Annotated in this window: 13 protein-coding genes; 1 reads left to right on the top strand and 12 read right to left on the bottom strand. The window is 42.6% G+C overall.

The genetic code is table 11. The features are described from left to right. Positions 1 to 185: 185 nt before the first annotated feature. Positions 186 to 1,088 carry an AEC family transporter gene (locus D0463_RS15820; RefSeq protein ID WP_117308342.1) on the bottom strand — a complete coding sequence of 301 codons (903 nt, stop codon included), beginning with the start codon at positions 1,086 to 1,088 and terminating at the stop codon, positions 186 to 188. Between the two features lie 692 nt (positions 1,089 to 1,780). On the opposite strand from D0463_RS15820, the gene D0463_RS15810 reads away from it, so the two are divergent. Continuing rightward, the gene (locus D0463_RS15810) at positions 1,781 to 2,263 is read left to right on the top strand and encodes a DinB family protein (protein WP_117308341.1); all 483 of its coding nucleotides are present in this window, start codon (positions 1,781 to 1,783) and stop codon (positions 2,261 to 2,263) included. Between the two features lie 371 nt (positions 2,264 to 2,634). Here the strand turns inward: D0463_RS15810 and D0463_RS15805 are convergent, their stop codons facing one another. The 11 genes from D0463_RS15805 to gloA2 all read right to left on the bottom strand — a co-directional run bounded on the left by D0463_RS15805 (position 2,635) and on the right by gloA2 (position 15,369). Then, positions 2,635 to 3,978 carry an NCS1 family transporter gene (locus D0463_RS15805; protein WP_160118456.1) on the bottom strand — a complete coding sequence of 448 codons (1,344 nt, stop codon included), beginning with the start codon at positions 3,976 to 3,978 and terminating at the stop codon, positions 2,635 to 2,637. 146 nt (positions 3,979 to 4,124) lie between these two features. Then, positions 4,125 to 4,874, bottom strand: a complete 750-nt coding sequence (locus tag D0463_RS15800) for an aspartate/glutamate racemase family protein (protein WP_117308339.1) — start codon at positions 4,872 to 4,874, stop codon at positions 4,125 to 4,127. A 79-nt stretch (positions 4,875 to 4,953) separates the two neighbouring features. Continuing rightward, entirely contained in the window at positions 4,954 to 6,372 is a 1,419-nt protein-coding gene (gene ncs1 / locus D0463_RS15795) for an NCS1 family nucleobase:cation symporter (protein ID WP_117308338.1), read from the bottom strand. 296 nt (positions 6,373 to 6,668) lie between these two features. Then, positions 6,669 to 7,913 carry a hydantoinase/carbamoylase family amidase gene (locus tag D0463_RS15790; RefSeq protein WP_117308337.1) on the bottom strand — a complete coding sequence of 415 codons (1,245 nt, stop codon included), beginning with the start codon at positions 7,911 to 7,913 and terminating at the stop codon, positions 6,669 to 6,671. Between the two features lie 15 nt (positions 7,914 to 7,928). Continuing rightward, positions 7,929 to 9,707 carry a hydantoinase B/oxoprolinase family protein gene (locus D0463_RS15785; RefSeq protein ID WP_117308336.1) on the bottom strand — a complete coding sequence of 593 codons (1,779 nt, stop codon included), beginning with the start codon at positions 9,705 to 9,707 and terminating at the stop codon, positions 7,929 to 7,931. Then, complete coding sequence (locus D0463_RS15780) at positions 9,704 to 11,782, bottom strand: hydantoinase/oxoprolinase family protein (RefSeq protein WP_117308335.1); 2,079 nt, start codon at positions 11,780 to 11,782, stop codon at positions 9,704 to 9,706. Before D0463_RS15780 ends, D0463_RS15785 begins: the two co-directional genes overlap by 4 nt. A 204-nt stretch (positions 11,783 to 11,986) precedes the next feature. Beyond that, positions 11,987 to 13,684 carry a sigma-54 interaction domain-containing protein gene (locus D0463_RS15775; RefSeq protein WP_117308334.1) on the bottom strand — a complete coding sequence of 566 codons (1,698 nt, stop codon included), beginning with the start codon at positions 13,682 to 13,684 and terminating at the stop codon, positions 11,987 to 11,989. Positions 13,685 to 13,914: 230 nt separating this feature from the next. Continuing rightward, positions 13,915 to 14,109 carry an Ig-like domain-containing protein gene (locus D0463_RS20315; RefSeq protein WP_160118455.1) on the bottom strand — a complete coding sequence of 65 codons (195 nt, stop codon included), beginning with the start codon at positions 14,107 to 14,109 and terminating at the stop codon, positions 13,915 to 13,917. Positions 14,110 to 14,124: 15 nt separating this feature from the next. Then, on the bottom strand, positions 14,125 to 14,556 hold the full coding sequence (locus D0463_RS15770; protein ID WP_117308333.1) for a hypothetical protein: 432 nt from the start codon (positions 14,554 to 14,556) through the stop codon (positions 14,125 to 14,127). Positions 14,557 to 14,617: 61 nt separating this feature from the next. Then, the gene (locus tag D0463_RS19230) at positions 14,618 to 14,818 is read right to left on the bottom strand and encodes a hypothetical protein (protein WP_133299581.1); all 201 of its coding nucleotides are present in this window, start codon (positions 14,816 to 14,818) and stop codon (positions 14,618 to 14,620) included. A gap of 164 nt (positions 14,819 to 14,982) precedes the next feature. After that, a complete protein-coding gene (gene gloA2 / locus D0463_RS15765) occupies positions 14,983 to 15,369 on the bottom strand; it encodes an SMU1112c/YaeR family gloxylase I-like metalloprotein (protein ID WP_117308332.1) in 387 nt (128 codons plus the stop codon). Between the last annotated feature and the right edge of the window lie 73 nt (positions 15,370 to 15,442).

The following is a 15,442-nucleotide window of genomic DNA, read 5'->3' as shown; positions in this document are numbered from 1 at the left end:
TTCCGCAGGAGTCTCGCAGATTCCCTTCCCAAAAACAACATTATCGTTTAACAGAGCCATTTATTAAATACCCAAATAAACAGCAGTTTGAACCCTAACATCAAAAAAGATGTCGAAATTTTCCGCTATAAAAAATGGATGATTCACGAGTCGAATAATCATCCATTTTTCATGAGTCTATTAACTTATAAAACAATCAAAAAAATAATCGGCAAAGTAGCTAAGCTTAAAGTCGTGCTAATAAAAGTAGCGCTCGAGACAAAATCCGGTTCCGTATTGAACTGCAGGGCATACATTGTTGTATTGGCCGCAGTAGGCATTGCAGCCATAATGATCATGATCTGCTTCAACAGATCATCAACCGGCAGAAAGAGAGTGATGATGTAGGCAATGACAGGTGAAATTGCCAGCTTAAGAATCAATGAAATCGAAATTCTGCTCTTTTCGATTTGCTTAATCGAAATGTTTGCCAGCTGCATCCCCAGTGTAAGCATGATCGTCGGGATGGTTGCATCGGCGACTAAATCAACAGCCGACAGGACCGGGGCGCTTAAAGGAATATCAATATACTGAAAAACAAATCCGACCATCGCTCCATAAACAATCGGCATCCGTTTCACCGCATTAATGGCAGACCGAACCCCATTCCCTTCCGGACTTCCCTTTGCCGCATAATAAACCCCGACCGTACACATGAGCAGCTGCTGAATAACCATCAAAACAATCGCGTAATCCAGTCCGACTGCCCCAAACAACAGAAACGCGACCGGAGTCCCATAATTCCCGTTATTCATGAAAGAAGAAGCCAAAATCATGCCGCAAGTCTCCGGTATCGAGTATTTTTTAAGAAAAGAAACAAGATAGACAACAAGGATCAGGGCCATACACAAGCCGAACGTGTAAACAATCATGTAAACAGCTTCAAACGTAAACTCCGTCGTATAAAATGTCCGAAACACCAGCACAGGCGACATTAAATACAGCGCCATCGTGGAAATTCCCTTCGTATCAAAATGGAATTTCTTCTGGCCGATAAAGCCTAAAGCAAAGATCCCGAAAATGGGGAGAAGGACGCTGAGAAATTCCATTTTTTCACCTCGATTTATGTAAAGATTCTTCAAATAATTATACCTTAACTTTCGCATCTTGATAATTCTGAGAAGGATTTTACACTGGGAAAGTTGAGTTAGGATTAGGAGGATGTCCATTCGCTCCAAAGGCAGTCGGTAATGTATGCACAGAAGATATGGTCAATATGTTTCATGGAATGGGAATTGAAACAGGAACAGATCTGAACCGTCTCCTTGATATCGCTAATTGGATGGAAAAAAACATGGAGCGTTCTTTGGCAACAAAATAGCACTCAAGCCACAGCAGCAAATACAGCGAATTTGAATTCATTATCCCTTCGCATAGACTTTAAAATAAACAGATTGGCCACGGTGAAATTCGTGGCAGCAATTGAAATATTAAGCTCTTAAACGGTCAAATACCCATATAACAAATTCTCATCAAGCGCTCCCGGTTTTCCCTCAAGTATGATCGTCCCTCTATCAATGACATAAATATAATCTGCATTTTGTAAAAGAAAATCAATATTATGGTCGTGTAAAGAACTATGTATAACAGTACTGGGAAGAAAATAATTTTAAGACTGAAACACCGTTTATTAAAATGTTGGGATTAAAAAAGGTGGAAAGACAACAACTCCCGCTGTAGAAGGAATAAGCACATACATACAGAATGTATTTAATAAAGTGTGTCAAGGGAGATGATGTTTTTGGAACATTTAATTTTTCACCATATGGAAACGGTACGCGGGATTACTGAACAGGCAATCAACAAAATTCCAGAAGAAATTGCGGATATCATTCCGAACGGGTTTCGTAATAATATTCGTTGGAACTTCGGGCACATTGCTTTTACACAGGAGAAGCTCGTCTTCGAACTGTCAGGAGAGGAAAAGAATGTCCCTCAACATTATGAAAAGTTTTTTGCTCCGGGAACCAGTCCGGCTGACTGGGAACATCCGCCATCCTTTTCTGAGATTGCGAAAGTTTTGGCAGAACAAAAAGCCAGAATCAAACATTTTCTTCCCGGGCGTTTAGAAGAAAAACTCGTTACTCCATTCACGAACCGTGGAGGGATTACTTTTTTCGGTGTTGGTGAGATATTTTTGTTTAGCTTATATCACGAAGCTCTGCACATGGAAACGATCAAGTACATTAAGCGGGCTATATCTTCAAATTCAATGGGAAAATAATAAACACCAGAAGAACCGATTTTTTGTCTAATTGCACCATTTTGCTTCAATTTACAAAAAAGTGCCTGTCCCCTCTTTGCTGCGGAAGCAAAGAGACTCAGGCACGCTTTTTTTTAGGCTATTTTACAGGAACCAGGTTTGCGGTTGTTAATCACTTCTTTGTTTCTATATTGAACAGTTTTTTTATGGTCTTAGGATTTGGGTCTGTAACCAATTAAATGCAATCGGTTTCGGTTCTTTTTATTCTGGCAAAGAGGGGCTATAAGCCAGGTAAACTGAATTACGGAACAGTCCCTTCTTATAGTGGTTCAAATAACCCAGTTATCAACTGTGAAGCAGTCGAACTTCAGACAAAAGTACTTCTTTGATCTTTATAATGTCACATCTGCTTCTTTAGCCGTTTTCTGCGTTTTATAATATGGAAGATAGTTATATCCTGCCCAGTAAAGCACGGCACTGATTGGCAGTCCTACCATCCAGGATATGTCCAGGAAGAGTACACCGAAAATCCCTCCGATAAGAAGTGATCCAAGTCCCAGCCAGTTGTATTTAATCGTATTTTGATAAAGACTTTCCACGTGCAACTGTTGTTTTTGGACAAAATAATAATCTGATATCAATATGCCTAACAGCGGTCCCAGAAAAGCAGAATAGAAAGCAATGAAGGTATTGAACGCCGTGCTGGTTATTAATAACCATGGGAATGTCAAGATTCCCAATATTCCTACGATGATTACGGATACACCCCACGATAGATTAAATGTTTCCATTAAAACGAGCGCGGGTGGTTTGATGTTTATTGTTAAATTGCTTGTGAATTGGGCGACTACGATAAAGAACATCATGGCAACCGCTACACCGGGATTAGGAATAACAGATACAATCGCTTGAACAGGATCCCATATTCCAGTGGCGGCCGCAGCAAGAACACCGATGACAAGCATGGTTATATACATGGGAACAATCCCTACAAGATGGCCAATCCAGTTGTAGCCGGGTTTGTTTTCCAGGTACCTGCTTAAGTCACCATTATTTATCACCGCGGTGATTAACACCCCCACTGAGGCTGTAATCGCTGCATAAAAAGGCATGCCCCACGAACCTTCTGTATTCCAGTTATTTGATATCTGTAGACCCCCGACATTAATGAGCTGCATGGTTATATAGATTAAAAAGCCGAGTACAACCACAGAGAGCAGGGAGTCAAACCACTTTATCGAACTAATGCCAAAGTAGGCGATCAATGTTTGAATGACCTGGAACAAAATGAAATATAACCATATATTGCTGTAACCCCAAATGGTCTCGGTAATATAATCAATGGCAGCAGCTCCGATCCATGAGCCGATACCATACCAAAAAACAGCAGGCAACACCCTGATTAATGAGGCGATTCTCGCTCCATTATAGCCAAACGATGAACGAGCTTGAACGATAAACGGGATGCCATAGATCAATCCGGGCTTTGAATTAATGACAAATAAGATCCCGGTGAGAAAAGCAGATATGATTGTTACCACACCCGCTTGAAACAAATTCAATCTTCCTGCTGGAGGCAGATAGGACTGGCCAATCATAAAGATTTGAATTACTACCATTGATGAGATCCAAAGGGTAATATAAGTCGTGAGACCAAATAATCGATTTTCATTTGATACAGGGTTTAATGATTCTCTCTTTGAACTTTTCGTGATTTCTGTTACGCTTTTCCCCATATTTCCACCCCTCATTTCTTGATTATTATTAAAATGACTCACTATGCGTAATCAGAAAGGTTGCCTGTATAAAAATGCGGATATTTTTGAACAAAGAGGGGCAAACATACTAAAAGTACTATCTGCCCCGCAGTTAACGTCAGCATTTAATTAATTGAAACTTCCTCACTTCCAAAGCTGTCAAGCACCCCAATATATTTCTTTTTCTCAGGATATTTATAAGTTTTTAGCTTGCTGGTCTTCTTTCCTAAATCCACAATCGATTCCGCAAATTTCACACCTGCTACTACTCCATCAATAACCGGAACGCCTAGCTCCTTTTCAAGGCTGTCAGCAAATTCGGCCATTCCCGCACACCCCAGCAAGATGGCCTCAGCATGATCTTCTTCTACAGCTTTTTTCCCCTCCTGCCGTAACAATTCAAGACCTTTTTCAGGGTCTCTTTCGAAATCGAGAACTCCCATCGGCGTTGTTCTGATGTTAAGGATTCGCCTATGCATTCCATATGAATCAACGAGTTCTTCAATCATCGTTTTAATTCTTGGCAAAACGGTAACAATAGAAAATCTGGCAGCGAGCATGGATGCTAAATAAATGGACGATTCAGCTATCCCCACAACCGGTTTGTCCGTTACCTCTCTCGCTGCCTGCAGACCCGGGTCACCCCAGCATGCGATTACAAAAGCATCCGCCCCTTCTTCTTGTCCTTTTTTAACCTCTTCAAGTACTCCGGGGATGCTTAAATATTCGTCATAAAAAGATTCAATGGAAACGGGGCCCAGCTTAGGGCTCACCGCAAGTATTTCTGTGTCCGGCCGTGCTGCTGATAATGCTGCATGTTCGATTCCTTTTGTCATGGCCATTGTTGTGTTCGGGTTAATTACTTTAATTTTCATTTTTTTCCTCCTCATTTTTCAAACTGGGATTACTGCATGAAAAAGGACAGAACGGCATGCTCCTTTATTTGACCTGCCATTAAGCCTGCCTTTTCACTGCCTGGCTTGATATTTGAAAGTTTTCATCGGTAATTTCTGGTTGCTCGTAGATCTTGCAAATCCAATATTTCATCAAGGTATAATACAATACCGCTGCCACTAAGAGCGCTGAAACAAATCCATAATCAGGGAACAACAGAACGGAAAATCCGGCTGGAATATATGCTATAATCGCTGCTGGATTTACATTTTTCCAATAACGATACTGCCCGCCCGCTTTATATAGATCTTCTACATTCAGTCTTCGTTTCCGCAGCAGATAATAGTCTGTAAACATAATCCCGACAATCGGCGCCAGGGTTGCGGTTATGATCATCAGGATTTGCGGAACATACTCTGCGTAATTCCATGGCTGGATTAGCAGCCCGATAATGCCTGCTATAATGGCTCCCATTGCAAAGGTAATTTTCCGTGGGAACAGGTTAACAATCACATATCCAGGCGGCAGCAGGTTGGCACTGATATTGGTAGACCATTGGGCTAAAATGACAAAGATCAGACAAATGACCAGAAGAAGCGGATTATCCTTGCCCATCGTTTGGACCATCGCATCAATCGGATTCCATGTTCCCGTTGCAACGCCGCTCGTTAAACCGATAATAGTAAACAGCAGCATGGATCCGACCAACCCCAATGTATGAGCCAGAAAGCTTCCTTTATTGAGCTTCCACCATTGGGCCTTATCGCCAGCTGTCCCGGTTTTTAAAAAACGGGTAAAATCGGGTGCATTTAAAGCCATCGTGATATAGGTTCCCATCATGACAACGACAGCCGATCCCATCGATATACCACCTTCACCGCCACGAGCGAAAATCTCTGAGAAGGTTAAGTTATGCTGCTGCATAATATAGACTTGTAAAATGATACCAATGATGAGAATACTAGGCGAGGCCAGCCATTCAAACTTAGTGATGGCCTCCATACCCATAGCCGTATTTATGATTTGAACGATCCCAAACACGATAATCAATAGGGTAAGATTCGAGTATCCCGTCAAAAGTTCCATGATAGCATTTAGGGCATAGGCACCCATCCATGTCTGGAAACCAAACCAGAAAATTGCCGGAATTGCCCGTACCAGTGCAGGAATATGCGCTCCTAAATAACCAAATGAAGCCCTGATAAAAACGGCATATGGCACCCCATATCTGATTCCGATATCCCCGAGCAGTGTCAGGAGAATGGCGACGATGAGGTTGCCCAGGATACAAGCGACAATAATTTGCATGGGCGACAAAGCCGGATACAATTGAGCAGCAGCAATTGGAGTTACTAGTTGTACAGCAATCCCCACCCATAAAATAAAATAGGCGATGGGCGTCATATTTCTTTCGGTTTCCAATGTTGGCATGATATCCTTACCAGTTAAACTAATCCCTTTTTCATTTTCATGATTCAAAGAAGGTGTCCCCCTTTTTATTTGGATGGCGCATTACGAGAAATGTTCTTTGAAACCGGTTCATTTTGATAGGTTAACTGGTTGATAGTAGGTATGGGTGTGAGTGTAGTTTTTGAATGTGCGGCAAAGAGGCAATACTTTTTTATGAAGAAAGAAACGATAAGCGGGTTTTCCTATTTAACTCATCATAGTCGCAGGAAACGGATCATCCCCCTTCCATTTTTATTAAAAAAATTCTGATAAAATCAGATAGATATATCCAGCCGGCAGCCATTGCTGGCCGCCAGAATAAATAATTAAATATGTTTCAGAACTGTTTCATAAAGTACTTGCGTACCTATGGCAATATCTTCAATATCTGCCCATTCTTTTGGCTGATGGCTGATGCCGCCACGGCAGCGTACAAAAACCATGCCGATCTCTGTTATTTCCGCCAAAAGCATTGCATCGTGCCCCGCTCCGCTTACCATAACAGGCGCTTCGACTCCAACACTTTTGCAAGATTCCTGCAGGGATTGAATTAAATGTTCAGAGCATTGAACAGGAACAACATCTACGTTCCTTTCGATTTCAACCTCTAAATTTCTCGATTTGCACACGAGATTTAACTTCTCTGCAATTTTTTGGATAATGCTGTTGCGCCTTTCCAAATCAATATCGCGGATATCCATGGTAAATTCGACAGATTCAGGAATGATGTTGCTTCCTCCCGGAAAGGCCATAATTCTGCCGACTGTTCCAACGGTTGGTGCATCCGGATCCTGACCGCAAAGACGTTCCACTTCCAGCATTACTTCCGAAGCCCCCATCAGCGGATCTTTTCGTAGAGACATAGGGACCGTTCCTGCATGGCCGGCTTCCCCTGTCAGCCTCACTTTCAACCAGCAAGGACCGGCTATCCCGCTGACAATCCCAACTGGAAAAACATTCTTCTCCAAAAATGGCCCTTGTTCAATGTGAAGCTCAAAATAATATTGAATGTCACCCAATTTACGGACCGATTTCTCTCTCTGTTCAGGATCAATGCCGAAACCAAAGTTCTGGAGCGCATTAAATCTCGTAATATTGTCGTCATCGACTTTCTGCAAATCATCCTCAGTTACTTTTCCAACCATTCCCCTGCTTCCAAAAAGGCCATCATTAAAACGCGAACCCTCCTCTTCACAAAAGGCGACCACTTCAATCGGATGCTGGTGCTGCACTTCTGTGTCTGAAATCGCCCTGACGATTTCTATGCCGGCCAGTACACCAATCGTGCCATCAAATTTTCCGCCATTCCTTACTGAGTCGATATGGGAGCCAATCATGACCGGCGGAAGATTAGGATTCTGCCCTTCCTTCCGTCCGATAAGATTCCCAAAATGATCATGGGTCACCGTAAGCCCTGCTTCTTTCATCCATTCAGTAACTAGAAGCATGGCTTCGCGGTCTTCCTTAGATAGCGCAAGACGCTGTACTCCGTCATCAGCAGTCTTTCCTATTTCTCCCAATCGGGAGATTTGCTTGCTTAATCTTTCTTTGCTGATTGTAATAGTTTTCATAGCAGCCTCCATCGGTCAACCTTTGCTCTTCCTTAACTCTTTTGTTTTCCCGTAATCTATTTCTCCCGATTCCGTTACGACCACCCCGTATTCCTCCAAGGCCTGTTCCCTGGTGACAAATCCGTCCAAGACGTCTGACAACACCCTTTCCGGCTCCCGTTCAAATGGATTTCCGTATCCGCCACCGCCAGGACCGGTCAATTGAATGCGACCTCCTTCTTTCACGGTACGGTTTGGCAATTTGGACGGCAATTGGATTAGTTCATCTGTATCCGTTTCCTGAATGGATAGGCTGCCAACAGAACCCGATTTTCCACCGTCAAATCCCCAAGGGGCATATTTATGTCCATCTGCCTCTACAGAGAAGCTTCCATCGGCCAGGAAACTGATTTCACGGACGGATCCAATTCCTCCGCGCCATTTGCCTGGTGCACATTCATGATCCTTTAGCTCATAACGGTTTACTCTTAAAGGATAATGAGATTCAATATCCTCAATCGGGTTATTTCTTGTGTTGGCGTATAAAGTATCGACCGCGTCCATTCCATCTTTTCCATAACGGCCGCCATAGCTGCCTTCCATGATGTCCATGTATACCCAATAATTCTCATCTTTTTCTCCGCTGAAAGCTACCACCTGCAGATTGCCAACACCGGCACTAACCTGCTGTGGAACTACCTGGGCCAAAGCTTTCATTAACGTATCGGCGACAATATTCCCGGAGTTGAAACGGGCAATTGTTGGAGCCGGATAGATTGGATTGCATAATGTCCCTTTTGGCGCCACAATCGTTATAGGCCGGACTAAGCCTGAGTTTTGCGGGAAACTGCCGTAAACGGTCGAGTCCAGCAAAATAGAGCGCAATGTTAGATAGATGGCAATATCGACTGTTCCCATCAGAGGCATATTGACTGGCCTGTCTTTCACTTGTGGTGCAGTGCCGGTCAAGTCAACGGTCATATCACTGCCATTGACTTTGACCGTGACTTTGATTTTCAAATCTTTCTTTGCCGGATCTTCGCTGTCCAAATAACCATCAAGATAGCCCTCCGCTGAATATTCTCCATCAGGCAGCTTTTTAATGGCATCTCTCATCATTTTTTCGGAATAATTCATCAGTTCGTCACTGGCAGATTCGACTGTATCCAACCCGAACTTTTCAATGATCTCCACATATCGTTGAGCACCGATTTTTGCCGCAGCGATTTGCGCCTCCATATCGCCCACGACTAATTTTGGTGCGCGGATATTGTCTATCAACACATCCCAGATATAGCGGTTCTTCACGCCTCTTTCATATACTTTGATTGCCTTGAATTGCAGACCTTCAGCATAGGCATCTACTGCATCGACAATCCCGCAGCTTCCGGGCGTGGACGATCCGATGTCCAGATGGTGTGCCGTTGTGACAGAAAATCCGATCAGCTCATCCTGATAAAATACGGGGATGCAGAAACCTACATCCGGACCATGTGAGGCACCATGATACGGAGAGTTATGCATGATTACATCGCCTGGATAGAAGGTATCATTACGTTCCTCCATAATTTGACGGATTCCCTTGATATAACCTGGAATCGGACCTGATTGAAGCGGAGTACTGTGGGGGGATTCACATAATTGCTGCCCCTTAATATTAACCAGCGCACAGCCAAAATCCTCGGATTCCCTGATGATGCTGGAATAAGCCATCCTGGCAAGCTTATGTCCCATTTCCACCGCCACATTTTCTAATGCGCCAAGAATAACCTGAACGGTAACTGGATCGATTTTTTTGCTTTTTACTTGTGTCATGAATTTGCACCTACCTTAATAATCATATTTCCGTATTCCTCGGTATAAGCAGTACAGCCTGGCGGAATAACAGTGGTAGTATCTTTTTGCAGCACGATGCAAGGACCACTAAATTTTGTATTGGCAGGAATCTTTTCTCTTTGATAAAACTTGGTCTCCACTTTTTCAAGGTTTCCATTCACATTAAAAATAGTCTCGCCTGTCTTTAGCAATGCATCCTCCAACCGATGCTCATGATGGATCGCCTGCTTTTCAATTTTCGGCATGTAACCCGTACCGGTCACCCTGATATTGACAATCTCAATCGGGCTTTCCATGAAGTTATGTCCGTATTCTGCTTTGTGGCTGGCATGGAAATTATTAAAAGCTTCAACAATAGTTCCTTCATCCAACTGACCGGATGGCAAATCCACCCGCAGCTCATATCCCTGGCCAGCGTAACGGCAATCCGCACTGCGGTTAATTTGCATATCCCGATCGGCAATGCCATCCTCTTTCAACTGATTGACCAATTGGGTTTCCAGCCCTTTGAAATCCTGGTTCAGCACAGGGAAATTCATATTGGTGCTTAGCATAAATTCGGTTTTAATGACATCGTATTTCAAATCTGTTGTTAACAGCCCTGTTGCCGAGTTAATGCCGGGATATAATGGGACGATGACCTCTGGGATATTTAAAATCTGTGCGACCTCGACGGCATGGAGCGGTCCTGCTCCTCCAAAGGCCACTAATGAAAACTCCCTCGGATCCTCCCCTTTTTGGATCGTTCTTTCTCGAATGGCATTCGCCATGTTATTATTCATAATCTGAAGGATGCCTTCAGCTGTTCTTTCTCTGGATAATTCCAGTTTTTCAGCCAATTCATCAATAACTTTAAAAGCTTCATTTGAATAAATTTGCATCTCTCCGCCAAGGAAGTTATATTCATCGATTCTTCCTAGCACAACATTTGCATCGCTCACGGTCGGCTTTTGACCGCCATGTCCGTAACATGCCGGACCCGGACGGGACCCTGCACTTCTGGGACCGACCTTGAACGCTCCACCTTCATCAATATGGGCAATGCTGCCGCCTCCTGCTCCGATAGTGTGTATATCGATCATTGGCACCATGACTGGATAACCTGCGATCCATGTATCCCGTGCAGAAGATTCGCTATAGCCGCTGTCAGTAATAATTCCGATATCGGCACTGGTGCCGCCAACGTCAAAGGTAATTAGCTTTTGCCGGTTTGTTAATTCACCTGCCCATACTCCTCCTAGAATTCCTGCGGCAGGGCCTGATAAAAGGGTGTTGACAGGCTTTTCGGAAACGGTTTTCGGGGTAGCAACACCACCGTTTGAACACATGATGTGCAATTCAGCTGAGATTCCCGAATCCTTTAAACTTTGTTCCAGGTTTTGAATATAATTTTTCACTTTCGGCCCTACAAACCCATTAATGGATGCGGTCGTAAAGCGTTCAAATTCCCGGAATTGCGGGGAAACATCTGATGATACTGTAATAAACGCTTCAGGGTATTCTTCCTTAATGATATTCTTCACCCGTTGTTCATGGCCTGGATTGATATAGGAAAATAGGAAATTGACAATAATTGATTCAACGCCCTTCTCCTTCAAAGTAGCAACCGCTCCACGGACTTCATTTTCCTCTAAAGGAGTGATCACTTGATCCTTGGCCGAACCCATTCTTTCCTTTACGGACAATCGATGCCTTCGTTGAACCAATGGCCTCGCCTGCCATGGAATATCCTGCATGATGGAATGGTTTTGAGGACGTTGGTGCCTGCCGATATGTATGATATCCCGATACCCTTCCGTCGTGATCATTCCGGTTTTTGCACCGTCGTATTCAAGGATTGCATTTGTGGCAATGGTTGTTCCGTGAAAAACATGGTCGATTCCGGTTTTATCAATATTTTGGCGTTCACAAAGCTCGAGCATCCCTTGAACAACTCCAATCGAAGGATCCTCCGTAGTGGTTGGCACTTTATGAATCGCTGTCATTCTTGTCTCTGTGTCGGTGAAGATGACATCTGTAAAAGTCCCCCCCACATCAATCCCAAATAATTTCATATTAATTTGCCTCCTTTTCTGTTCGGTCACTTATTTATTATGCAATTGGCGTGCCAACCTTTTAAAACCCTATATATAAAGCTTGTTATCTTTTTTTGAGTGATAAAGAATTGCATTTTTGCAATATGAGAGAGGGAATAATTTTTAAATACTTCAGAAAATTCATATAATTAGCTATAAAAAAAAGAAATTGCAAAACTGCAATCAAACTTGCAATTTTGCAATAATAATTCCGTATTTTTTGACCTTCCTGGTCATTGTAGAAGCATCGACTCCCAATTTCATGCTGGCTTCCTTAAGGGTCGAAGAGGTTTCTAAAGCTCCTAAAATCATCTGTTTCTCAAATCTTTCCACTTCCTGTTTTAAATTTGTGTCCCCTTCAACTTTTTTCTTATCTTCAGAGAATGAGCTTATAAATTTATCAGGAAGATCGGCCAGTTTTATCCTCCGGGCCGGAACCGTGAGGACAAGTCGCTCAATTGTATTTTGCAATTCCCGTACATTCCCATTCCATACATAATCCGTGAAAATCTGGATGACTTCTTGTTCAAAACTTTTGAACTGTTTATATTTCTGGCCATAATAATCTAAAAAATGACTGATTAAAAAAGGTATGTCTTCTTTTCTTTCAGATAAAGGAGGAATCGTAATCGGTACGACAAATAAACGATAATATAAATCTTCGCGAAAAGTGCCCTGTTTAACCATTTGCTCCAAGTTACGGTTTGTTGCGGCAATAAACCGGACATCTACTTGAACAGGTTTTGTATCACCAAGCGGGGTAAATTGCTTTTCCTGCAAAAGCTGCAATAATTTGGCCTGTACATTAAGCGGCAATTCCCCAATCTCATCCAAAAATAAGGTTCCCTTATTAGCTGCAAGGGCAAGCCCCTTTTTCCCTTCCCGGTTCGCTCCGGTGAAGGTGCCTTTCGAATACCCAAATAACTCTGACTCCATTATGGTTTCTGGGATGGCTCCACAATTCACTTTCACAAAAGGAGCATCTTTTCTGTTACTTAACTGATGGATCTTCCTCGCCATGACTTCCTTGCCTACACCAGTCTCGCCATGGAGAAAAATCGTAGCATCGACGTCAGCGACTCGACTTACTAATTCATACACTTTTTCCATCGCCTTTGATTTCACGACAATCTCCTCGTCTTTTTTCTTCAAGCTATTCAGTTCCTGCTGGTAGTAATCAAGCACACTTGTTGTCTCGGCCAATTTTTCCTGCAGATCCTCAATTTCTGTTACATCCTTTGAGATATTAATAATCTTATACATTGTTCCATCCTCATTAAAAATCGGATGAGCGTGTACAAGCAAACGGCGTCCTGACTTAGTGACTTGGTTCATAGTGATGGTGCGCTTCTCTTCAATCACCTTTCTCGTAGAAGAAGCATTGACAATCCCGTTTTGTTCCAAAATAAACGCCGACTTACCGATGAAATCAAATTCCTTCACGCCCATAATTTGTTCACAAGCATTATTTACTCTGGAAACGATCCCATCGCCATCAGTAATCGTTACTAATTCACCCGTCAAATTCATCACTGCCTGAAGTTCTTGTTTGAGTTCTGCTACTTTTGGGGACTTGCTTATAATTTCCTCATACATATCGGCAGGAAGAAAGATCAAGAGGCCTAGTTTTCCCGTGATTAGGGGGAGGCTTATTACGTACATATCTCTATTAGAGAGATAACACGGAGTCTCCCATTTCCCTTCTTTTATGACCTTTATGATAGTAGTGGCTGGCAGAATATCCTTAATCAACTGCTGATTGAAATCATCCACATGAAATACCCTTTGGCAGACTGGGTTTCCATAGAGGATTTCACCTTTATAATTGACAAGAATCAGACCAACCGGAAGATAATTCCCTATAGAATCAAATTCACACAAGCTTATAGTCCCCCTTAATAAATTCTTTATTTTTAGAAGATTCAAATATATTAAATTATATAACTATATACTTGCTAGAAAGAGAAATCAAGGATTTACTGTTTTATCCTATAGCTTTTACTCTCTAGTCCTAAATAAAGGTATGTTTAACAAATTCTCTACTTTAAAATAGAAAAGTGCCTGGACTCTTTGCTATAGAAACAAAGAGACACAGGCACTCTTTTATTAAACTAGTTTACAGTTTTTGACGCGGTGTAACTGATATTGCCGGCTCGGTCTTGTACAGTAATCTTGAGTACGGTTCTTTTCTTCTGTGCTTTGATGGTTACTTTATATTTTCCGTACTTATCCGCTTTTGCAGTGCCAAGGGTTTTGGATCCTGCTTTAACCGTTACGGTGCTATAGGCTTCCGCAGTCCCGGTCAATGTTCGGGATGAGCTTTATACCGTATTGACTTTTGGTGTAGCCGGCCGAGATTTATCGATGAAAAATTTCAACGTTATCTTATTTCCTGCGGCATCAGTCACGATTAAGGTGTAAGTTCCTGCTGATCTAACGTAGGAACCGCTGCCGAATGATTTGCCATTCAATGTGGCTTTGCCCTCGTTGAAGGTGAGCTTGATATCTTTATTGTAGTAGCCGTTGTTTACTGCGCCGGTTACCTGTGGCGCCTTTTTATCAATCACAAATGCAATCGTGTTCTTTTTCCCTTCGGTATCCGTCACGACTAATGTATGCTTGCCCTCAGTCTTAACGATTGTACCACTTCTAAATACAATGATATTCAGCGTCGCGGTTCCCTCATTTTGATTATAGATGGGAATAATCGTATCGAAACCAAGGTTCCGGTCAATAATATCACCTGTCTGCACTGTGAAAGTCAGCTTATGCTGATTGAGAGTAGCGGCGGCATCCTTAAGTTTGCTTACCGAGTTACGGTAATAACGTGTACCGGGTCATCACAATCACAGTATTGTACATCGACGACAAGCCCAAATTCAAATGCCGGATTTTGTGTTCATTCTTCTCCGCGGATGCTGGTGTTGCTGCGACTAATGATAGTCCGATTGCAAATGCGGTGCCCCAAATCTTAAATTTTCGAGCAATTCCCGATCTTCCTTGATTCGTTCGCATGTAAAATCACTTTAAAGGAATGCTTACATGTTTTTACAATCATAGAATCCTTTCAAAAATCATGGGAGCAACCGAATCCATTTTAGAATGTTTGAAACGAAAAATCCCCCATCGCCTATAGCGATGAGGAACTGGCAGCAGCCACTTAAGCTTATAAAAAGAGCCTATGCTTCATATATTTCAATCGGCAGCCCATCCGGATCAGCAAAAAAAGTAAATCTCTTGTCCGTGGTAGAATCTACCCGGATTGGTTCGACAGTGATGCCATGCCGCCTCAATTCAGTTACGGTTTCTTCTATATTTTCAACTTCAAACGCAAGATGCCGAAGACCTGCCGATTCCGGATAGCTTGGCCGTTCTGGAGGATCAGGAAAAGAGAACAGCTCAATCTGATACTGGCCGCCGACTTCCAGGTCAAGCTTGTAGGAATCTCTTTCTTCCCTATAGCTTTCCTGGATTGGTGTTAATCCAAGAAAGTTAACGTAAAAATGTTTTGACCGTTGATAGTCCGAGCAAATAATCGCAACATGATGTATTTTTTTAAGGTTCATTCTTGTCTCCTCATCTCTTTTTTTCTCGGTAAAAACTTCGGCGTAACCGGGCAGATAGCAGTCCCACCATATT

The organism is Bacillus sp. V59.32b (assembly GCF_003429085.1).
GTDB lineage: Bacteria > Bacillota > Bacilli > Bacillales > DSM-1321 > Peribacillus.
This window is presented reverse-complemented; position numbering and strand designations above follow the sequence as displayed.